Genomic DNA, 21763 nt, shown 5'->3' with positions numbered 1-21763 from the left:
AATTTAGCCTTTTACGCTTCTTTCAGCTCTTTTAAGAGGTCATGTATTTCAGCTTTCAGTTCTTTATCGATGATTTTATTGCTGTGGATTTTGGCTTGTTCCAAATATTCAATGGCACTCGCTTTCTCACCCAATTCTATTTTCAGCAATGCGGCCGAAAAGCCAATCGATGATAGGTAGTCTTTTGAATTCATCGCGGCGGCTTTCAACAGCGCTTTATCGTAAATAGAAACCGCCAATTCTAAATCATCGGTGAAATCCCCCAGTGTTTCCCACTGTACTGGATGATCTTTGTCCGTATCGTCGTTGTCGTTACAGATTGCCTTCAATTCTTCATAATAAGTATCAAAGCCAGTTTGATCCTTTTTATGAGCGCAACTCATTAATTCTTTGGCTAGAAAAAGGACTTCTTTGTATATTTTCGTGTTCATAATTCACTCTATATTAGACATTCAGCGATGCAATGACGGGTATGTTAATTTTTATAGCGTATTTATGACAGCTTTTGTCGCGCTTCAAGCATATCGACTGGTTCTGTAAGCATTCACTTGTGCCCTTAATGCTGGCGACCCACTTACATGTGCAGCAAAGAATCTCTGTCATTTTTGGCTAATGCGATAGTAAAACCAAGCGCTGTTCTTTCTTCTGACTAAACAAGCTCAGCCCATCTGTTTCAATAAAGCCCTTGCCGCTTGTTTCGGGCTTGGCGCGTGACAAATCGCAGAAACCAGCGCAACGCCATCGACGTTAGTGCCAATAATAGCGTCTAGGTTAGACGCATTAATGCCGCCGATCGCAACGATTGGAAAAGAGCTTTGCGCCACGGCGTTGCGCAGCCCCTCTATTCCCCATTCTTTTTTGGTGTTGCTTTTTGTTGGTGTGGCAAAAATGGCGCTTAACCCTACATAGTCAATCGGCAAGGATTCAGCGTCAATAAGCTGTTGTTCGTTTTCAATAGAAAGACCAAGCAGTTTGTTTTTGCCAATCAAACGACGCGCAATGTCTGCAGGCATATCAGATTGACCAAGGTGCACGCCGTCAGCGTCCACCGCTAAAGCAACATCGACTCGGTCATTGATGATTAAAGGCACGCCTGTGCCCTGCAAAATGGCTTTGACCGCAAATGCCCTTTCAATAAAAGCGCGTACGTCACCGTGCTTTTCGCGTACTTGAACCATAGTCACGCCACCAGCAATGGCGCCTGTTACCACGGCTTTTAACGTTTCTAGATCTTGCTGATCATCGGTGACTAAATACAAACGATACGGGTTCATTTCACTCTCAACATTTGGTTATTTAATGGCATTAATAGTACGTCGAATGCGAGACATATTAACATGATGACGAATACGTTTACCCTAATCTCATACGTGTCGAATTCTTTAGGGTGGTAGGAAATAACCATTCGCTTTAGTATCCGTTAGTAAAGTGGCATTTAAAATACGCACGATAGATCGAGTAAAAATCAGCAGGGAGTACCCAATTAATGCAATACAGAATAGCGAATATGGACGATTTAGAAGGCATTGCTCAGCTGCATGCTGAAAGTTGGCGTAATTCCTATCGCGGTATTTTTCCAGATGATTTTCTTGATCATGATGTCTGGGATGAACGACATAACGCTTGGGCTAGTCGCTTGTCTTCACCTAAAAAAAATCAACACATCATCGTCGCGACAGACAATGATGAAATATACGGATTTATCTGCGCCTTTGGCCATGAAAGTACCCAGTGGGGAACCTTTATAGACAACTTGCATGTTTCAAATGCTGCTCAGGGCAAAGGTATTGGCAAGCAGTTACTCTATTTGATTGCAGAATGGGTGGATAACGCCTTCGAACACAAAGGCTTATATCTTGAAGTACTGGAAGACAATGTAGGCGCCCAACACTTTTATCATCGTCTTGGCGCAAGACATCAAGAAACTAATCTATGGCAACCGCCTGGTAATGGCAAAAAGGTAAATGACATGCTTTTTGTGTGGGAAAATGACCATCCTTTACTGCCTCACAATATTACGACGAAGGCATAATATTGGTATTGAGGGGCTAATCGATAACATTGTATTTAAAAAAACAATTTAGCGAATCGCCCCTCACTAACTTTTACCTCAGCTCATTTTAAGCCGTTGAATCAATGTTTCTTCATCCAACAAATACAAGGCGTCTAACAAATTAAGCTGTAAGCTCCCCGGGCCTTTGGATTGCTCTGCGGCGATTTCACCCGCGACACCCAAAACCGCAGCGGCCGCTAAGCCGGTTTCTTCGCCGACAGCGGCAAACGCGCCAGTTAATGCGCTCAGTGTGCAACCCATTCCAGTAACATATGGCATCATAACATGGCCGTTATTAAGCTTAATTTGGCGGTCAGCGGTAATAATAAAATCCGTTTGCCCTGAGACAACCACATTACATTGGTAGGTTTTTGCCAAGTATTGCGCGGCACCGACAGCGGCTTCACTGCTGTCCGTTGAGTCGACGCCTTTGCTTGTCCCTTGCTCTCCCGCCAAGGCGATGATTTCAGATGCATTACCACGAATAATCAACTTGTTCGCAGCGTCAGCAATCTGCCGAGATGTTTGTGTGCGCAGTTTACTCGCACCACAGCCAACCGGATCAAGTACAACGACTTTATTGTGGTTATTCGCTTGCTCTACCGCGACCATCATACGCGGTATCCAAAGGCTGTCTAAGGTTCCAATATTAACCACTAAGGCGCCGGAAAAGGACATCATCTCCGCCATTTCTTCACGGGAGTGCGCCATGATTGGGGAAGCACCAATAGCCAGCAACGCGTTGGCCGTGTTGTTCATCACCACGTAATTAGTGATATTCACCACCAGTGGTTTCTGCTCACGCACGGCATGCAGTGCGTTAATAATCATCTCGATATTCATACTGTTACCTTTTGCTTTTCACTTTTAACGTCAGCTTCTAAGTTCTGATTTCCAGTTTCTATTTCCTAAAAAGTCGCGAACGACTTATTGAAAACTCGGCACGTAGTCTTTGGCTTTTGGTAACGTGCTAATGATTTTTTGGTCATACATAAATTGGGCATAGTCGTCATAACGTTTCAAGTCTACCGCTGAAGGACGCAACGCAAAACGCGTCAACGTTGCTTTCCAAGCCAATTCATTTAGTTCGTTGTTTAAAGTGTCTGGTTTGTACGCTACAAACTCGTTCCATGACGCTTGCGGATGATTAACGATGTAGATCGTGGCTTGCTCGATCGCTTTATTGAAGCCTTGAATCGCCATTTTGTCGTAGCTGTTCGCATTGGCAACAAAGACCAGTTCATCATAAACAGGCACGCCGTGTTCTTCTGGGAAAAAGGCTTTTGCTTCTATGCCTTCTAACGCCAATTGATTGGCTTCAAAGTTACGGAAACCACCCCATGTTGCATCCACTTTTCCTGACGCAAGAGACGTCGACAGTGCCCAACCGATATTAATGATTTGTACATCTTCATATTTCACACCGTGTGTTTTCAACATGGTGCCGACAATCGCTTCTTCGTTACCGGCCACAGAGATACCGATTTTTTTACCCTTCAAGTCAGCGATGCCATCGATGGTGTTATTGTCCAGTACGGTAAGCGTGTTCAATGGTGTTGCGATCAAGGTTGCTGCACGAATCAGCGGCAAACCAGCGGCCACATCCATGGTTAAATTAGGTTGGTAAGATACGGCTAAATCGACATTACCCGCGGCCACTAGCTTCGCTGGCGTGCTTGGATCAGAGGGCTCTTGAATTTCCACCTCAAGACCTTGGTCCTTAAAATAACCTCGCTGCTTGGCAATCACGATAGGGCCATGATTTGGGTTTACAAACCAATCTAACATCAAGGTGAGTTTTTTCTCTTCTGCTTGTGCTTGTCCAGTGACAGACAACAAAGACGCAGCAAGTACGATACTGCTTAATAGCATTTTTTTATTCATTACTTTTCCTTTCCTTTTAGTAGGCATTTTTATGAGTAATCGTTTTTTGTTCATAACACGTGTCGAAATATTTGAATGCGCGGCGTTTACGAAACACCCCACGGAATGAATTTTTTTAATAACCTATCGGTGACAAAATAAAGTGAGACGGACAGTAAAGATAAAATAAGCAACGCCGCGAACATCTCGTCAATCATCATCCGCGCATTGGCTTGCAACATTAGATAACCCAAACCTTCGCTAGAACCCACCCATTCCCCTGCTACTGCGCCTATAGGCGCAATCACCACGGCGACACGAATTCCAGACGCCAGCGTGGGTAAAGACGCGGGAAATTGAATATGACGGAGTCTCTGCCATTTTGTAGCCCCCATGGTTTTGACAAGATCGAGATAACCCAACGGCGTATTACGTAAACCGTCGTAGCAACAGGTGGTGACAGGAAAAAAAATGATGATCGCGGCCATCACAATTTTGGAGGCAATCCCATAGCCCAACCAAATCATCAACAGTGGCGCAATGGCAAAAACCGGAATCGCCTGACTCGCAATTAGAATAGGCAGTAACCAGCGTTTTATCGGCTTAAACAACAACATTTGTAAGGCGAAAAACAGCCCCATAAACAGACCTAAAAATAAGCCGAGTACTATTTCTGCCCCCGTCACCAGCGTATGCTTAAAAAGAACCTCTCGCCGTTGCAGTAACTTTTCGAAGACGTCTAAAGGTGCCGGCAAAATAAACGTAGGCATAGCAAAAACAACCACGACGGCTTGCCACAATCCCAAAATAACGACAAAGCTCACCACAATACGAAGCGCAGAATGCAGACTCGCATTCCTATTTTCTTTTTGATGTGGTTTAGAAACAGTACGAATAAGATCATCCATCATCATGCTCCAAACACGCCATTATTCGCTGCTGAAGCTGAGCTCCCTCGGCATCGAATGTGCGTGGTGTAGAAGACTCAAGCGTCGTTAAGAACGCCGCCGTGCTGGGATTTCCTTGCATGATGTAGATATGGTGAGCAAGGCGAATCGCCTCTTGTGGATCGTGGGTAATTAAAACAACGGTTTTGTCTTGCAGTAGGGTGCAAGCTAGATCTTGCAATCGATAGCGTGTCACCGCATCCAATGCAGAAAATGGTTCGTCCATTAAGACAACCGGTTTGTTCTGCATCAAGGTTCTTGCCAAGGCGACACGTTGACGCATGCCACCCGATAGCTGTTGAGGTAAACGATTGGCATGATCGGCAAGCCCCACTTTTTCCAGCAACGTCAATGCTTGTACTTTTTGATCATAAGCGACGAAGTCTCCCCGAGCTCCGAATTTAGAGCTTAACAAGACGTTGTCTAATACCGACAACCACGGCATCAATAAATCTTGCTGCGCCATGTAAGCAATTTGATCTTTCAGCGCACGGTTCGCTGGTTCAATTTTTAACTCGCCAGACCACTCTATTTGTTGATCAAGCAAACCGGCAAGATAACGTAACAACGAGGTTTTTCCACAACCACTACGCCCCAAAACACACGTCCACTGCCCTGCTGGCATGGTCATATTAAGATGGTTTAACGTAGGCGTTTTACTATCGAGATACCGTAAACAACCTTGAGCAATCGTTATCTTAATCGAAGGTTGTGGGACTGGAAAAGCCGCCACATTAGCGGACATTGGCGTGGCCATTAAAAAAATGGTTTACCGGTCCGTGACCACGACCTATCTGCAATTCATCTGCGTGCTCGATTGCTTGAGTAATGTATTTTTTGCCTAACTGAACCGCTTGCAGCAAGTCATTACCTTGCGCCAAATACGAGGCAATCGCTGAAGATAATGTACAGCCTGTGCCATGCGTATTGCGAGTCTGAATACGTGGTGAGGTTAAGACCTCAAGGCGATCGTTAAAGATCAGAAAGTCAGTACTGTTTTCGTCTTCTTCCAAATGCCCACCTTTCAACAGCACGGTTTTCATTTTCAACTGACGCAGTTTGTCGACCATTAACGACATGGATGCTTCATCGGTTGGCACAAGAGAGCCCGTTAATGCAGCGGCTTCAGGAAGGTTGGGGGTAATGAGATCAGCCAAGGGAAGTAATTCGGATTTGAGCGTATTAATGGACGTCATTTTTAGCAAAAGATCCCCACTGGTCGCCACCATGACAGGATCAACCACTAGAAATTTAGGGCGATATTGCTTGAGCTTTGCCGCAACTAATTTGATTGTGTCGCAGTCTGCCAACATCCCTACTTTGACCGCGATGATATTCAGATCAGAAAATACCGCATCAAGTTGTTTTTCAATGTGCTCAAGAGGGATAGGGAAAATGGCAGAAACGCCGAGTGTATTTTGAGCGGTAATCGCGGTAATCACCGAACAGGCGTAACTTCCTGTCGCAGACATGGCTTTAATATCGGCTTGGATGCCCGCTCCGCCGCCACTGTCAGAACCGGCGATTGTTAAAACGATGGGCGTGTTAGATGTACTTTTAGACACATGAGCAGAAGGGGTTGTGATATCACTCGGCATATAAAGCTCCAAGAACGGGCGTTCTGGAACTAAATCAAGTTACATTAAGATAGGAGTAGAATCACCAATCATCAATAACAAGATGTATAGTTCCCTACGCCAGTATTAACTGAATCAGGTTCAACGGGTCTGCAAATATGCAATCTCAGCCTTAACGGCCCCCCGACTATAGGCGGCAATACTAACAAGATTCATCGAAAGCGCAACAAAGGATAATTTAAGTTAGACAAAGAACCAGACAGTAAAGCGGTATGATGACACTAACTTGTCGCCGTAATTTGCACCGTACGCTTGTTGTCTTTGATCAAGCTCACACCAGCAAGCGCCACCACACCTAGTACCAACCAAGACCCCATGATGACACCCGTCCAGCCATTGGCTTGCCAGAACGGATCGAGATAAAAACCACCCATACTGGCGCCTAAATAATAAAATACTAAATACAAAGAAGACGCACTGGCTTTGGCGTGTTTCGCGTTTCGACTCACGTAGCTACTGGCCGTCGAATGGCTTAAAAAGAAGCCAAAACTATTAATGAGTAAGCCGATAATAATGGCCATTAAAGAACCTCCCAGTGTCACTAAAGAACCAAACATAAAAATGCAGGTGCCTAATACTATAATGTTAGGTTGGCTCCAACGTTTCGCAAGCTTCCCCGATATGGCCGACCCTAAGGTGCCAGACAAATACGTTAAAAATAGCAGGCCGACGTATTTTGCCGTTAAGTTATAAGGTGCCGCTTCCAGTACGAAGGTGACATAACTGTATTGATTGATAAAAATAAAGAAGCTAAACCCACCAATTAAATAGCAGGTTAGCAAACGGCGATTCTGTAGATGATCCTTCATATTCATCAAGATATGACCGACTCGCAAAGGCTTGGGCTCAAAGTGTTGTGATTTAGGCAATAAAAAGAAAAAAGCCAACAAACAAACCAAACTAATAGCGCTCATCACCCCAAACGTTGCAGAACGCCCTAACCACTCACCGACAAAGCCACCAATAAGACGACCACCAATGCCGCCTAACGTGTTGCCACTGATGTATAAACCGACGGCGACCATCAAGGCTTCTGGCGTATATTCATCCCCCAAGTACGCCACTGCAATAGCAGGCAAACCCGCCAAGAAGAATCCCTGCAAGGCTCGCAATGCCAGTAGAGACTCATAGCTTTGCACCAAGGACAAGAAGAAGGTCGTTAACGTAATGCCCACCATGGTCATCACCATGATGCCTTTTCGGCCTAACGCGTCTGATATTGGCCCATAAAAGAGTAACGATATCCCTAAAGTCAGCGTCGTTATCGTAAAGCTGGCACTGGCCTGAAGCGGACTAATCGAAAACTCGTTCGCTATCATAGGCAACAAAGGCTGAGTGACGTACACATTGGCAAAGACCATAAAAGAGCCGATCACTAAGGCTAAGGTTCCTCGCCAAAAAACCGAGCTATTCACTTCAATCACAACAAAACTCCAGTATCAACATCGCGAAAATCGCCCCAACAAGGCAAATATTATTGGCACACTATACGCCCAGCCAATTTATCAATAAAATATATCTACCTTATCCAATTCATAAGAATTATTGATGGACATTAAGCCACTACGTTATTTCATTGCCATTGCTAAAACTCAGAGCTTTACACAAGCCGCTCAGCAGCTTGGTGTCGCTCAGCCTGCCGTCAGTATGGCAATCAAAAAGTTAGAGTTGGATTTAGGTTTAACCCTAATCCACCGAGCAGACCGAAATATCGGTCTGACGGATGAAGGCAAAAAATTGCTTTTGCACGCCGAAAAAATCATCCAAGCAACCGACGACGCATTACTCGAAATGAGCGAGCTAAAAGGCCTGAGTCAAGGTGAAGTTCGTGTGGGCATTCCCAGCATGTTGGGGTCTTACTATTTCCCACCCATTCTCATGGCATTCCGACACCGCTATCCGACAATCATGTTAAAAGTCATTGAAGGTGGAACTTGGCAGCTGCAAAAAATGCTCGAAAATGGTGAGTTAGATTTAAGCGTTATTGTCGCTGAAACCTTACCGGACAGCCTGCAAACCCAAGCATTGATTAGAGAAGAAATGTTAGTGACCGTCGCGACCGATCATCCGTTTAGTCAACTAGAGCGAGTCTCGCCTGACGCTTTTTTCGAAGAAGAATTGGTCATGTTTAAAGAAGGGTATTTTCATCGACGAATTGTCGACAAGCTAGCCAAAGCCTGTAAAAAAACGCCTAACATTGGCTTTGAAACCAACCTCATTCCGCTCATTAAATCCATCACTCAACAAGGCTTTGGCATTTCCACGCTACTCGCTATGGTAATAGAGGAAGACGACCAACTGATCACACGCTCCTTTGATCCACCCATCTGGTTAGACCTTGGAATCGCATGGCGAAAAGACAGTTACCTTTCTAAAGCTAACCGCGCTTTTCTCGACTTTGTTAGTGAACATGGATGCGAATCCGCCAATCCACAGCAAAGGTAAGCCTAGTCGAGTGACAATATCTGTCCCTCAACAGGCTTGATAACACTAAAACAGGCGTTTTATACGTTATTAATGCCAATTAAATCTCACCCCTAAAAATCCGAAAGAATACATAAACACCTGATTTAAAAGAAATTAAATAAATCCCAAAAAATCGAACCCTATTCTGCGTCTAAATCCTTGTACTGTCTGCCTTAAAAAATCACCAAAGCTTCACTAGACTAATCTTTACACAGATAGCCATTCGGTATTAAAGTCGGTAGGCATATTTTTGGTGATCCCATCTCTATGCACCATGCTACCGACACAATCGATAGACATAACAATAAAAATGAGAAGGTCAACTATGAGTGATAATCGCAAGACAGATGCGCCGATCGTGCATTGCCCTGTATTTTCTGATAGCTCATCTCTTACTATACCGACTTTGCGTATACTAAAAGACGATGGCACGCTTTACCCTGATGCCGCTATGCCAGATATTGATCAAACACTGGCACTAAAAATCTACGATACCTTTCTATTTATCCGCGCCCTTGATGAGCGCATGCTCGCCTCACAACGTCAGGGCCGCATCAGCTTTTACATGACAGAAACTGGTGAAGAAGCCGCCGATATTGGCAGCGCCGCGGCGTTGGTGGACGACGATATGATCATGGCGCAATACCGCGAACAAGGGTCACTGGCCTTTCGTGGTTTTACACCCGATCAGTTTATGAACCAGATTTTTTCCAATGAAAAGGATTTAGGCAAAGGGCGACAAATGCCGATTCATTATGGTTCTAATGCACTCCACTACATGACCATTTCCTCGCCCTTAGCCACACAATTACCTCAAGCCACTGGTTATGCCTTTGCCTTAAAAGCCCAACAAAAAAACAACTGTGTGATCTGTTATTTCGGTGAAGGCGCCGCCTCTGAAGGGGATTTCCATGCGGCGTTAAACATGGCGGGAGTTTTCAAAGTGCCGCTTATTTTCTTCTGTCGCAACAATGGTTACGCCATTTCCACACCCGCCCATGAGCAATACGCAGGCGACGGCATTGCGCCAAGAGGCGTTGCCTATGGCTTAAAAACCATTCGTGTTGATGGCAACGATGTGTTGGCCGTACTCAAAGCCACCCAAGAAGCCCGTAAGCTTGCCGTGGAACATCACCAACCGGTATTGATCGAAGCCATGACCTATCGCCTTGGGGCGCATTCCAGCTCAGACGACCCAAGCGGTTATCGTAATAAATCCGAAGAAGACACTTGGCGGGCAAAATGCCCAGTGTCCCGTATGAAGCATTGGCTGATACTGCAAGGCTGGTGGGATGAAAGCCAAGAAGAAACCCGCCAACAGCATCACCGCCAAACCGTGGTAGACGCAATGAAACGCGCCGAAAAAGTACCCGCGCCACCGTTGGAAGATTTGTTTAATGATGTCTATGAAAGCCAACCTTGGCACTTACAAGAACAACAGGCCGCCCTAGAACAACATATCCGTAAATACCCGGACGCCTACAAAAAAACAGCATGGAGGTTTGGCAATGAGTAAGATGAATCTATTACAAGCCATTAATAGCGCGTTAGACATTGCCATGACAACAGACCCAAGCGCCCTTTGTTTCGGCGAAGATGTGGGGCATTTTGGCGGCGTTTTTCGCGCCACCAGCCAACTGCAAGACAAACATGGCGTCCAACGCTGTTTTAATACCCCATTAACCGAGCAAGGCATTATTGGTTTTGCCAATGGTGTTGCCGCGCAAGGTATGACGGCCATTGCCGAAATACAATTTGCCGATTACATTTTTCCGGCCTTCGATCAAATCGTCAATGAAGCCGCCAAGTTCCGTTATCGTTCGGGCAATGAATTTAATGTGGGCCGCCTGACCATACGGACTCCTTACGGCGGCGGTATCAACGGGGCCCTCTATCATTCGCAATCGCCAGAAGCCTATTTTACCCACACCCCAGGTTTAGTGGTGGTGGTACCGCGTAATCCAGAACAAGCCAAGGGCTTATTATTGGCGGCCATTCGAGACAACAATCCCGTCATATTTTTTGAACCCAAAAAGCTCTATCGCGCTTCCATTGGCGAAGTCCCCAATGGGGATTACCAAATACCGCTGGGCAAAGGGGAAATCGTCCGCAGCGGCCGCGACATTACGCTGTTGGCATGGGGCGCTCAAATGGAGGCCATTGAAAAAGCCGCCGATATGGCGGAACAAGAAGACATCTCCTGCGAAGTCATTGATTTACGCACCCTGTTACCGTGGGACCGCGATCTAGTCGCCGAATCCGTGCGCAAAACTGGCCGCTTGATCATCAATCATGAAGCTAGCCGCACCTGTGGTTTTGGCGCCGAAATTGCCGCCGAAATTCAGCAGCAATGCTTTTTATATTTAGAGTCGCCCATCGTTAGGGTGACTGGGTTAGACACCCCTTTCCCGCTGGCGCTGGAAAAAGAATATATGCCAGACCACCTTAAAACCTATGAAGCCATCATCGCCAGCATGACGTTTTAACCATCGATACTGACAGGAGCACAGCAATGAAAATCGACTTTATTCTGCCGGATATCGGTGAAGGCATCATCGAATGCGAACTCGTAGACTGGCATATTCAAGAAGGCATGCAGATTGTGGAAGATCAATCCGTGGCCGATGTGATGACAGACAAGGCCTTAGTAGAAATCACCTCCATGTACACGGGCCGCATCAGCAAGCTGTATTACGCCAAAGGGGAAATAGCCAAAGTTCATCAACCCTTATTTGAAATAGAAGTCGCCAGCGCAACACCTTCGCAGGAGCAGGCAACAGACGAACTAGCGGCTACTGACGCTGCGTCACAGTCACAGACGCAAAACTGGGCCGGAGAACAGCAAGCTGAGAGTGTTAATCGCGCCAGCGACTCAGCACCTTGCCCTTTATTAGCCCAGAGTGGTAAAGCCATCGCCAGTCCAGCGGTGCGCCGCTTAGCCCGTGAATGCAATATCGAATTAAGCCAAGTGGCAGGGTCAGGTAAAAATGGCCGAGTAACGAAAGAAGACTTGTCCGCTGCGCCATCGCAAACGCAAACGGCCGCTTCGCATTCCTTGAACCTTGTCCCTCCTAGTGATAAAACGGCCGCCAGTATGAGCGGTGACCGCAGTGAACCCATCAAGGGCATCCGTGCGGTTATGGCCAAGCAAATGACCCAAGCGGTACAGCAGATTCCCCACTTTACCTATATGGAAGAGTTGGACGTGACCCTCTTAGACGCCTTGCGCATAGAGCTAAAAGCGGAATTTGCCGCCCACGGCGCCAAGCTCAGCATGCTGCCCTTTTTTATGAAAGCACTGGCGCTGACATTGCCGCATTTCCCCTTACTCAATAGCCGAGTCAACGAAACCTGCAGCGAGCTTACCTATCTGAGTGAGATCAATATTGGCATGGCCGCCGATACCCCATTGGGATTGTTAGTGCCTAATGTCAAAGGCGTTCAACATCTCTCGTTACTCGAACTAAGCTTGGAAATTAACCGTCTGGCAACCGCCGCCCGTGAGGGGAAATTAGCGCCCAATGAGATGAAAGGTGGCACTATTACCCTGTCAAACATTGGCGCCTTAGGAGGCACAGTGGCAACACCCATTATCAACCAACCGGAAGTGGCCATTGCGGCCTTAGGCCGTATGCAAACCTTACCGCGCTTTAACGCCGATGGTCTGGTGGAAGCACGTAAAATCATTCAAGTCAGCTGGTCTGGTGATCACAGGATAATTGATGGCGCTACCATGGCGCGTTTTTGCAACCATTGGAAAGCCTATTTGGAAAACCCACTGACCATGCTGACTCAACTAAGATGACCCAACTAAGACGACTCAACTAAGACAAGCCCATGACGCGTCCTTTACTGCAACAGTTCTATATCAACGAAGAGCAGTCGATTTATCTAATGAGCCATGAAGACGCTCAAAAGATCAAAGACTGGGTGCAACTTTGTATGGATCAGCTCGGTTTACTGGGTTTTTCCAATATTGAATTTATCGGTAAGGGCGCCTACGGGTTTGTCTTTGGGGGCCGCGCCAGTGATGGCGCGGACTATGTGTTTAAATTTTCCCGCATTAATCTGCCTCAGCACATACAAGACCGTTTGGAAGGCGAAGCTTGGATGCAGAGCCAAATCATGCATCCTCATATTCCGGCCGTCAGTGAATATACTAAAATATCGCGGCAATCCGTATTAATGATGGAACGCGCAATAGGTATGGATTTAGAAGCCTATTCGATAAAGTACGGCCGCTTATCGCCACGCTTAGTCATCAAGATAGCCGCCCAACTAGTGGCGCTGTTACACACCCTGCGCAACAGCCCAGATCAAAGCGCCATAGTGCATGGGGATATCAAACCCTCCAACATTGTCTTTGATCCACTAACGGAAACCATCAAACTCATCGACTGGGGTTCCAGCGTCTATGCCCAAATCGATGCCCAAGGGCAAGCCATAGGTCGGCAAGAATTCAGTTTTTTCAGCGAGGATTTACAACAAACCAACGCCAAGTTAGGCGATGTGTATTTTATTGGTGATGAGCAGCTTAATGGTGGCCTCAGCTCACCTCGATTCGACGAACAAGGCGCGGCGGGGACGCTATACGCCCTGGCCTCCGGCCAAAGTTGCCGTTATGGCTACGATGCCATTCCCGCTACTTCGCTGGGATTACCCAAAGAGTTCGCCATTACCTTGCAAACCTTATTGGCTGCGGACGCCCCACAACGCAGCTTGGCGGGTGATTACCTGCTAAAGCAAATGTCCAATATGCAGCGCTTGGTGATACCTGAACTACCCACTAAAGAGGAAAAATTACAGATTCCAGTTTGGAGTTTTAACGAACTCAGTGACATGGAAACCGTGGTCTACAGCTCCCGTAAAAGCTTTTTACGAGAAGGCAATATCGACCATTATTTGATGGCCGAAGTGGATGATGTGGAACTGGAAAAATATTACAAAAACTTTATGCACGGCATGGGCCATACCGAACGAGCCTTTCTCGGAGCGATCAGCCGTTTAGGCAAATACCCTGTGCTCGGTGGGTTGGCGATTCGTTGGGAAGATGAAGGTGTCTACATAGACTCTAGTTTGCACTTAAAAGACGCCTCTTTGAAAACCCCTTTTATCACAGCGGTGAACAATATTGTGACGCTAGCCCGAGCAATTCACCGTGACGGTGTCTTTAAATGTTGCATGTTTAACGCGAAAAACACCCGCCATATTAACCGCGCCAACGAGCAGCAAGCCTTTTATCCACCGACTGATATGCTAATCCCGTTTGATATGACACAAGCGCCGTTAACCGAAGACCAAAGTCGTAACCACTCTTACTTTGAAGATGGCCAAGACCCAGACGAACTACTGCACTTGCCCGCAGCTATTATGCAAGAAATCGCCCTGCTCAATGGGATTCGCCACACAGGTCTCATCATCTTTGAAGCCCTACCGACCCATTTGAAAATCCACAGCTATTACGTTTTATTAGACCCCAGCAAAGAAGACCTCTTCAGCCAATCCTTAGCCAGAATTGTCAGCGCCATTCCACTGATTAACGGCCTTGGGGTATCGGGCTTTATGAAAATGCCCTACAAAAATACCCGTCAATTCAACCGCCAAGCCAGCGCCCCAGAGCAGTTTTTTCCCAAAAACCCAAGAAGCCCAACCCCCCTCTGCAAACCATGACGTAAAATGCAGGCTGGAAAACCGCAGCACCTTCCGGCGTGGGTATAAAAGACACATTAATTCACACTGATTTTACTTGCTATTTACAATGGTCCCATGCGACTCATGTTTTTAATGACTTTAGTACCCAGCGGCTTTAGCGTCCGGTAAAGTTCACCCCAAAAGCAGGCAAAAAAAACCCGCTACTGGCACAACCAGAGCGGGTCAATAGTACAGGGGATCTACTTTTTAAAGCGTTTTCTCAAGCTCGGGAACCGCATCGAACAAGTCCGCCACCAGCCCATAGTCGGCCACTTGAAAAATAGGCGCTTCGGCGTCTTTATTAATCGCCACGATGATTTTTGAGTCCTTCATACCCGCCAGATGCTGAATAGCACCGGAAATACCGACGGCGATATACAAATCAGGCGCGACCATCTTACCTGTCTGCCCCACTTGCATATCATTTGGCACATAGCCAGCGTCTACGGCGGCACGAGAAGCGCCAACGGCGGCACCCAGTTTATCGGCCAATTTATACAAGAGTTCGAAATTCTCCCCATTAGCCAGACCTCGGCCACCCGACACCACAATGCTGGCAGACGTTAATTCAGGGCGATCCGATACGGCCAAGGTTTCATGGCTAAAGCTGATATCAGCACTGTCGTAGACAGAGCCAATGGTTTCTATATGCGCTTGACCGCCATCGGCCGCCACTGGGTCAAAGGCTGTGCCGCGTATGGTCATTACTTTCACGGCATCGCTACTTTCTACTGTGGCAATGGCATTACCCGCATAAATCGCCCGTTTAAAACGGCTAGCCGATTCAATAGCCATCACACCCGATAATTGATTAACACCCAACAGCGCCGCCACCCGTGGCAGAATGTTTTTACCGTTCGTGGTCGCGGCCGCCAATATATGGCTGTGATCCGTGGCTTGTTCAAACACTAATTTACTGACGTTTTCCGCTAACTGATGCGCGTAGGCTGGTGCATCCGCCAACAATACCGTGCTGACGCAAGCAATCTTCGCTACTTGATCGGCCACGCTAGCGCATTCATGACCCGCCACTAACACGGTAATGTCATCGTCAATCGCCTGTGCGGCCGCCAACACATTGAGTGTCACCGCTTGTAGTGACTGATTATCATGTTCGGCAAGAATTAAAATACTCATGCAATCACCTTCGCTTCATTACGTAACTTTTCCACCAACTCGGCCACAGAGGCCACCTTGATACCAGCTTGACGCTCGGCGGGAGGTTCCACACCCAGCAAGGTAATGTTGCTGGCAACCGTCACACCCAGCTCTTCGGCCGTCTTCACTTCGAGCGGTTTTCTCTTGGCTTTCATGATGTTAGGTAAAGAGGCATAACGCGGTTCATTAAGGCGTAAATCCGTGGTGACGACGGCGGGCAGCGTCACTTTTAAGGTTTGTAAACCGCCATCTATTTCACGCGTCACCAATAGTTGCTCACCTTCTACCTTAATTTCAGAGGCAAAAGTTGCCTGTGGACGATCCAATAATGCCGCCAACATTTGACCTGTTTGATTATTGTCCGAATCAATCGCTTGTTTGCCCAGTAAGATCAAACTAGGCTGCTCGATTTCGACGATTTTCGCCAATAGACGCGCCACGGATAACCCATCCGGGCCATCTGGCGCTTCAATTTGAATGGCGCGATCAGCACCTAGCGCCAACGCATTTCGCAGTTGCTCTTGGCAGGCTTTACTGCCGATGGAAACTACGACAATTTCGCTAGCGATACCTTGTTCTTTCAAGCGCACGGCTTCTTCCACGGCGATTTCGCAAAAGGGGTTCAGGGCCATTTTGACATTGGTGAGATCCACGTCTGAACGGTCTGCTTTGACCCTTACTTTGACGTTGTAATCTATGACTCGTTTTACGGCGACCAAGATTTTCATTGGTTATTTCCCTCGAAATAAAAATTCGGACTGGAGCAGGTTAAACTCAAATAAGTCTACACAATCCTCCATTATTAAAGCCCTGTGTATTGATAAAACCCTGTATTGGCAAATATCTAGCATATAGATAAGTGTCCATCAGAACCTTAATCCGCCGTCTATTTCAATCATACGGCCGGTAAAATAATCGTTTTCCACTATATATTGTAAGCTATGGGCGATTTCACCAATTTCACCTAAACGGCGTACTGGCACCGCCGCCAGCATGCGCTCAATGGCTTCTGGTTTCATTTGCGCTGTCATGTCAGTCGCCACAACACCGGGGACAATACCGCCGACACGAATCTTATAACGCGCCAATTCTTTCGCCCAAGTCACCACTAGGCTGGCCACAGCCGCCTTACTGGCCGCATAATTGGACTGACCCATATTGCCCGCTCGGGACACGGAAGACATATTCACTATCACCCCACCATCACCTTGTTCAGCCATAACAGCGGCGGCCTCACGGCCACATAAAAAACTGCCCGTTAGGTTTACGTCAATCACTGAGCGCCACTGAGACAAAGACATTTTATCGGTTAACACACCGTCTTTTACCTTGATCAACATGCCATCACGTAATAAGCCTGCGTTATTCACTAACCCATGAATACCACCAAAGTCGCCACGAATCTTGGCGAAGGTGCGCTCCACTTGACCTTCGTCACTGATATCACACACATACCCCTGCGCCTTGACGCTGTGCTGGTTCGCTATCATCGTGGCTGTCGCATCTAATACGCTGGCATCCAGATCAATCAGCGCCACATGCGCCCCCATAGACGCCAAATGCGCCGCCATACCAGCACCTAGCCCACGGGCACCACCGGTAATCACCCAGACGTTATTGTTCAGTTGCATTGCATCTTTCCTCTCTCAAATCTTATTACTATAGGGGGAGTTCATAAATTCATTCGCGTTTATCTAGCCCTATCTCTTAAGACGATTTTGGCTGATAAAGACCAATCAAGCTGGAAAAGTCTAAGTGGCCATTACCTTGCTCTTTATGCAGGTTAAATAAGCCACGTGCGGCAGATCCCATAGGGGTGGGAGACGCACTTAATTGACTTAAATTCATCGCCAACCCCAAATCTTTAAACATCAAATCCACCTGAAAGCCGCCTTGATAGCCATTGGCCGCTGGTACATTCTCCATCACCCCTGGCACTGGGTTATAGACTTGCAGGGCCCAGTTATTACCCGAACTTTGCTTCATAATGTCCGATAGCACCTTGGGGTCTAGGCCGTTTTTCATGCCCATATTGAGTGCTTCACAAGTACCCGCCATTAAGATGCCCAGCATCATATTGTTACAGGCTTTGGCTATCTGCCCAGCACCATGATCACCTGCATGGAAAGTGTTTTTGCCCATACTCTGTAATACTGGCAAGGCTCGATCAAACTGGGCCGTGGAACCACCGACGATAAAGGTCAACGTACCCGCTTGCGCCCCTCCCACACCACCCGACACTGGTGCATCGATGAAGGCAATGCCACGGGCTTCAGCCGTTGCCGCAATAGAACGAGCAATGTCCGCTTCAATGGTAGAGCAATCAATGACCAGCGCGTCCTTTGCCAAATGATCAAACAAGGGCGTTGGCCCTGTGAGCAACAAACCCTCCACATGCTTACCGGCCGGTAACATGGTGATCACAATAGAGGCATCATTAATGGCGTTCACCGCTGAGGTTGCTTCAATACAACCCGCCGCCACCGCGTGCTCCAACGCCGCCGCCGACAAATCAAACGCCTGTACTTGATGACCTGCCTTGACAAGGTTCGCCGCCATCGGCCCACCCATATTGCCTAAACCAATAAATCCTATAGTAGCCATAACCTAACCCCTTGTTATTTTTATGGTTAAGCCATCCGTGAAGAACGGCCAACTCAATTAAAGATTGACCAATGGATGCGTATCTTTTGACCATGGTGAGGTCAATAATCCATCAATATACTGTGCATCTACGTCTTTGACTGTGGCAAATGTCCATTTAGGCTGACGGTCTTTGTCTATCAATAAGGCTCGAATACCTTCTGGCAATTCCCTCTGACGACAACACTGCACTGAGACATTCAATTCCTGTTGGAAGACTTCTTTCAACGATAAATGACGGCAGCGCTCTAGTTGGCGTTTAATCAAACACACTGACACTGGGCTACCATGGGACACAGATTTTTTCGCCCGTATTAACCAAGGATCGTCTGTCTGAAAAGCGTTCAAGGCGGCTAATATACCCGCCACATCGTCTTGATCAGTCAGCTGGCGAATCACAGCTTGATGCTGCTGAATCGGCGCTGCCATTTCGCTAAAGTGCACGAACGAATCCGCCTCTAGGTCACGTAAAATGCCATCAATAATTTGGCTAGCTGAACCCACCCAGTCGGAGGCTTGTAAGCGTTGCAGCAAATGGCTACGCAATGACAGATCAATCGCCCTGTCAGCCAAACCAAGAAACACGGCATCGACCGCATTAATGGCGTTGCCTGTTAATCCTAAAAACAATCCGGTACGTCCCGGCATACGATTGAGAAACCAGCTACCACCCACATCAGGGTACAAGCCTATGCTGACTTCCGGCATCGCCAAGTGAGAGCTTTGGGTGACAATTCGATGGCTGCAACCACTGTACAAGCCCATACCGCCGCCCATCACTATGCCGCTGCCCCAACACATAATTGGCTTGCTGTAAGTATGAATTAAATAATCTAACCGATACTCTTGGGTGAAAAAGGTCTCGGCAAAACTATCCTCTGCTACACCACTGGTGATGGCGTTATGCAAGCTCACCACATCACCTCCGGCGCAAAAAGCTTTTTCTCCAACGCTGTCCAACAGCACAGCGCTGATGCGAGGATCGTCCTGCCATTGAGATAGTTTGGGCAAGATCAGCTCTATCATGTCGAGCGTTAACGCATTAAGGTTTTTCTCTGAATTCAGGCAGATTTCGCCAATAAATTGACCACTGGCCGTGACATGTTCGGTAAAAATCACACAACTCATAGCGGTTTCCCCATCCTTAACTGGTATTTGTCATTAACTAGAATTCGTCGTTAGCAATTTTTCCATTGTGGTGGACGTTTTTCTAAAAACGCCTGCACCCCTTCCGTTTGATCGGCGGTATTAAACAAATCAACAAACAACTCGCGTTCGACAATATACCCCTGCTGCAAAGGCGCGGAACGGGCATGTTGAATCAAGCGTTTACAGGCCGTGACAGAAGAGGGACTCTGTTGCGCCACTTGCTCGGCCAATGCCAACGCTTTTTCCAACACTTCGCCAGTGCCAACCACCTCTTCGACTAACCCTATGGTTAAGGCTTTGTCTGCGGTCACTTGTTCACCGCACAGTATCATGCGTTTTGCCCAGCCTTCACCGACTAACCAAGTCAGATTTTGCGTGCCACCAGCACAAGGTAACAGGCCTACTTTGGCTTCTGGCAAGGCCATTACCGCCTGTGTTTCCGCCAAACGTAAATCACAGGCCAGCGCCACTTCCAGACCGCCACCCATGCTATAGCCATTAATAGCGGCAATCGACACTCCACGAAACTGGCTTAAGGCTTCAAACGCCAAACCAAATAAGCGTGCCATCTCACGTGCTACTTGACGATCACCATCGGCGAATAACTTCAGATCTGCCCCAGCGGAAAAGAATTTCTGCCCAGCACCCGTTAACACTAAACTCCAAATCGACCGGTCTGCATTCAGCTCATTGACGATATCAATCAAGGCTTGCAGGCTGGCGGCTGTCCAAGTATTGGCAGGAGGGTTATTCATGGTTAACAAGGCCACATGGCCGCATTTTTCAACTAGGATGTTGCTGTTCGTCGTTGCCGATGTGGTGCTTGATGTTTCTGACATGCTTCTCTCCTTACTATCCGAGATCTCTATTCAAGATTTCTATTCAATATCTTAAAATTCAGTGTCTGTATCCGCCAACAAACGGCGACCGATAATCACTCGCATAATCTCATTGGTGCCTTCAAGGATTCGATGCACCCGTGTATCACGCACATAACGCTCCAGCGGGTACTCCTTAATGTAGCCGTAGCCGCCAAATATCTGCAAGGCGTCATCACACACCCGAAAGCCCACATCCGTGGCAAAGCGCTTAGCCATAGCACAATAGGTGGTGGCATCTGGGTCTTGTCGATCCAGTTTGCTGGCCGCCAAACGCACCAACTGCCGCGCCGCCAGCAGCTCAGTCGCCATATCGGCTAAACGAAACTGCAAGCCTTGAAAATCACCGATTTTCTTGCCAAATTGCTGTCTTTCTTGCATATAGTTACGCGCTTGGTTGAGCGCTTGCTGAGCCGTACCGATAGAACAAGAAGCAATATTAATGCGCCCGCCATCTAGGCCTTTCATGGCCAAAACAAACCCTTCGCCTTCCGTGCTTAATAGATTACTCAGGGGCACTTTGACATTATCAAATGACACCATGCGCGTTGGCTGACTGTTCCAGCCCATCTTGTCTTCCGCGCGACCATAAGAAATGCCCTCACTGTGGGCATCCACTACGATGGCCGAAATACCCCGCGCACCGGGGCCACCTGTGCGAGCCATCACTACTAACACATCGGTACTGCCCGCACCGGAAATAAATACCTTGCTACCGTTGAGCAGGTAATGGTCGCCATCTTGCTTGGCGGTCGTTTTCAAAGAGGCCGCATCCGAACCCGCATTGGGTTCAGTGAGGCAATAGGAACCGAGCTTTTGCGCACTCACTAACGCTTCCCCATAGGCCTGTAAGACCGAAGGTTGAGCGAAGGAAGTCACCATCCAAGTGACCATATTATGAATGGTTAAATAGGCGGTGGTAGACGTACACCCCATAGATAAACGTTCAAAAATAATGCTCGCATCCAAGCGACTCAGCCCCAATCCGCCACTGGCTTCGGGGGCATACAGGGCCGCAAAACCCATTTCACCCGCTTTGCGGATCACCTCTACCGGAAAGAAATGCTGTTGATCCCATTCGGCGGCATGCGGCTCAAGCTCAGTACGAGCGAAGGCCGTCGCCATATTGGCAAACGCCTGCTGATCTTCATTTAGCTCAAAATCCATTACCCTCTCCTTACACTCAAGCTGTCTGGCTTAGTCGATGTGGCTTTTAACAGCCGCATTATTTGTAATCTGTTGTTTCTAATAGGTTATGTCACACGCTTTATTTCAAGC

21 protein-coding genes and 1 riboswitch are annotated in these 21763 nt (G+C 47.5%); of the genes, 6 read left to right on the top strand and 15 right to left on the bottom strand.

The window, feature by feature from the left end:
- Window positions 1–11 precede the first annotated feature (11 nt).
- Both M3I01_RS04555 and thiE read right to left on the bottom strand, forming a co-directional pair.
- Window positions 12–431, bottom strand: coding sequence for a tetratricopeptide repeat protein (locus M3I01_RS04555; RefSeq protein WP_176335872.1), 420 nt, complete (start codon window positions 429–431; stop codon window positions 12–14).
- 228 nt (window positions 432–659) lie between these two features.
- Window positions 660–1274, bottom strand: coding sequence for a thiamine phosphate synthase (gene thiE, locus M3I01_RS04550; protein WP_255894405.1), 615 nt, complete (start codon window positions 1272–1274; stop codon window positions 660–662).
- A gap of 212 nt (window positions 1275–1486) precedes the next feature.
- Here thiE and M3I01_RS04545 point away from each other — a divergent pair, with 212 nt between their 5' ends.
- Entirely contained in the window at window positions 1487–2032 is a 546-nt protein-coding gene (locus M3I01_RS04545; protein ID WP_255894403.1) for a GNAT family N-acetyltransferase, read from the top strand.
- A gap of 78 nt (window positions 2033–2110) precedes the next feature.
- On the opposite strand, the gene thiM is transcribed toward M3I01_RS04545, so the two are convergent.
- From thiM to M3I01_RS04515, 6 genes are all read right to left on the bottom strand, one after another.
- Window positions 2111–2896, bottom strand: a complete 786-nt coding sequence (gene thiM / locus M3I01_RS04540; protein ID WP_275564937.1) for a hydroxyethylthiazole kinase — start codon at window positions 2894–2896, stop codon at window positions 2111–2113.
- A gap of 84 nt (window positions 2897–2980) precedes the next feature.
- Window positions 2981–3937, bottom strand: coding sequence for an ABC transporter substrate-binding protein (locus M3I01_RS04535; protein ID WP_255894401.1), 957 nt, complete (start codon window positions 3935–3937; stop codon window positions 2981–2983).
- A gap of 86 nt (window positions 3938–4023) precedes the next feature.
- Complete coding sequence (locus M3I01_RS04530) at window positions 4024–4830, bottom strand: ABC transporter permease (RefSeq protein WP_317133899.1); 807 nt, start codon at window positions 4828–4830, stop codon at window positions 4024–4026.
- On the bottom strand, window positions 4817–5608 hold the full coding sequence (locus M3I01_RS04525; RefSeq protein WP_275564936.1) for an ABC transporter ATP-binding protein: 792 nt from the start codon (window positions 5606–5608) through the stop codon (window positions 4817–4819). Before M3I01_RS04525 ends, M3I01_RS04530 begins: the two co-directional genes overlap by 14 nt.
- Window positions 5598–6461: a bifunctional hydroxymethylpyrimidine kinase/phosphomethylpyrimidine kinase gene (gene thiD, locus M3I01_RS04520; RefSeq protein ID WP_255894398.1), complete on the bottom strand. Its 864-nt coding sequence runs from the start codon at window positions 6459–6461 to the stop codon at window positions 5598–5600. Before thiD ends, M3I01_RS04525 begins: the two co-directional genes overlap by 11 nt.
- A 74-nt stretch (window positions 6462–6535) precedes the next feature.
- A riboswitch (TPP riboswitch) is annotated at window positions 6536–6636 on the bottom strand.
- A gap of 85 nt (window positions 6637–6721) precedes the next feature.
- Complete coding sequence (locus M3I01_RS04515; RefSeq protein WP_255894396.1) at window positions 6722–7924, bottom strand: MFS transporter; 1203 nt, start codon at window positions 7922–7924, stop codon at window positions 6722–6724.
- Window positions 7925–8048: 124 nt separating this feature from the next.
- Here M3I01_RS04515 and M3I01_RS04510 point away from each other — a divergent pair, with 124 nt between their 5' ends.
- From M3I01_RS04510 to M3I01_RS04490, 5 genes are all read left to right on the top strand, one after another.
- A complete protein-coding gene (locus M3I01_RS04510; protein ID WP_255894395.1) occupies window positions 8049–8945 on the top strand; it encodes a LysR family transcriptional regulator in 897 nt (298 codons plus the stop codon).
- Window positions 8946–9291: 346 nt separating this feature from the next.
- Entirely contained in the window at window positions 9292–10482 is a 1191-nt protein-coding gene (locus M3I01_RS04505) for a thiamine pyrophosphate-dependent dehydrogenase E1 component subunit alpha (protein WP_255894394.1), read from the top strand.
- Window positions 10475–11452, top strand: a complete 978-nt coding sequence (locus M3I01_RS04500) for an alpha-ketoacid dehydrogenase subunit beta (protein WP_255894393.1) — start codon at window positions 10475–10477, stop codon at window positions 11450–11452. Before M3I01_RS04505 ends, M3I01_RS04500 begins: the two co-directional genes overlap by 8 nt.
- 26 nt (window positions 11453–11478) lie before the next feature.
- On the top strand, window positions 11479–12771 hold the full coding sequence (locus M3I01_RS04495; RefSeq protein ID WP_255894392.1) for a 2-oxo acid dehydrogenase subunit E2: 1293 nt from the start codon (window positions 11479–11481) through the stop codon (window positions 12769–12771).
- 32 nt (window positions 12772–12803) lie between these two features.
- Window positions 12804–14636 carry a protein kinase domain-containing protein gene (locus M3I01_RS04490; protein ID WP_275564935.1) on the top strand — a complete coding sequence of 611 codons (1833 nt, stop codon included), beginning with the start codon at window positions 12804–12806 and terminating at the stop codon, window positions 14634–14636.
- 228 nt (window positions 14637–14864) lie between these two features.
- On the opposite strand, the gene M3I01_RS04485 is transcribed toward M3I01_RS04490, so the two are convergent.
- The 7 genes from M3I01_RS04485 to M3I01_RS04455 all read right to left on the bottom strand — a co-directional run bounded on the left by M3I01_RS04485 (window position 14865) and on the right by M3I01_RS04455 (window position 21652).
- Window positions 14865–15794, bottom strand: coding sequence for an electron transfer flavoprotein subunit alpha/FixB family protein (locus M3I01_RS04485; protein ID WP_255894390.1), 930 nt, complete (start codon window positions 15792–15794; stop codon window positions 14865–14867).
- On the bottom strand, window positions 15791–16543 hold the full coding sequence (locus tag M3I01_RS04480; RefSeq protein WP_255894389.1) for an electron transfer flavoprotein subunit beta/FixA family protein: 753 nt from the start codon (window positions 16541–16543) through the stop codon (window positions 15791–15793). The genes M3I01_RS04485 and M3I01_RS04480 overlap by 4 nt, the downstream gene beginning before the upstream one ends.
- Before the next feature lie 138 nt (window positions 16544–16681).
- Complete coding sequence (locus M3I01_RS04475; RefSeq protein ID WP_255894387.1) at window positions 16682–17446, bottom strand: SDR family oxidoreductase; 765 nt, start codon at window positions 17444–17446, stop codon at window positions 16682–16684.
- A 76-nt stretch (window positions 17447–17522) separates the two neighbouring features.
- Window positions 17523–18419: a 3-hydroxyisobutyrate dehydrogenase gene (gene mmsB, locus M3I01_RS04470; RefSeq protein ID WP_255894386.1), complete on the bottom strand. Its 897-nt coding sequence runs from the start codon at window positions 18417–18419 to the stop codon at window positions 17523–17525.
- Window positions 18420–18476: 57 nt separating this feature from the next.
- The gene (locus M3I01_RS04465) at window positions 18477–19586 is read right to left on the bottom strand and encodes an enoyl-CoA hydratase/isomerase family protein (protein WP_255894385.1); all 1110 of its coding nucleotides are present in this window, start codon (window positions 19584–19586) and stop codon (window positions 18477–18479) included.
- Between the two features lie 50 nt (window positions 19587–19636).
- Window positions 19637–20446: an enoyl-CoA hydratase gene (locus M3I01_RS04460; protein ID WP_255894380.1), complete on the bottom strand. Its 810-nt coding sequence runs from the start codon at window positions 20444–20446 to the stop codon at window positions 19637–19639.
- A 51-nt stretch (window positions 20447–20497) separates the two neighbouring features.
- Entirely contained in the window at window positions 20498–21652 is a 1155-nt protein-coding gene (locus M3I01_RS04455) for an acyl-CoA dehydrogenase family protein (protein WP_275564934.1), read from the bottom strand.
- Between the last annotated feature and the right edge of the window lie 111 nt (window positions 21653–21763).

This window comes from Marinomonas maritima (assembly GCF_024435075.2).
GTDB classification, from domain to species: domain Bacteria; phylum Pseudomonadota; class Gammaproteobacteria; order Pseudomonadales; family Marinomonadaceae; genus Marinomonas; species Marinomonas maritima.
This window is presented reverse-complemented; position numbering and strand designations above follow the sequence as displayed.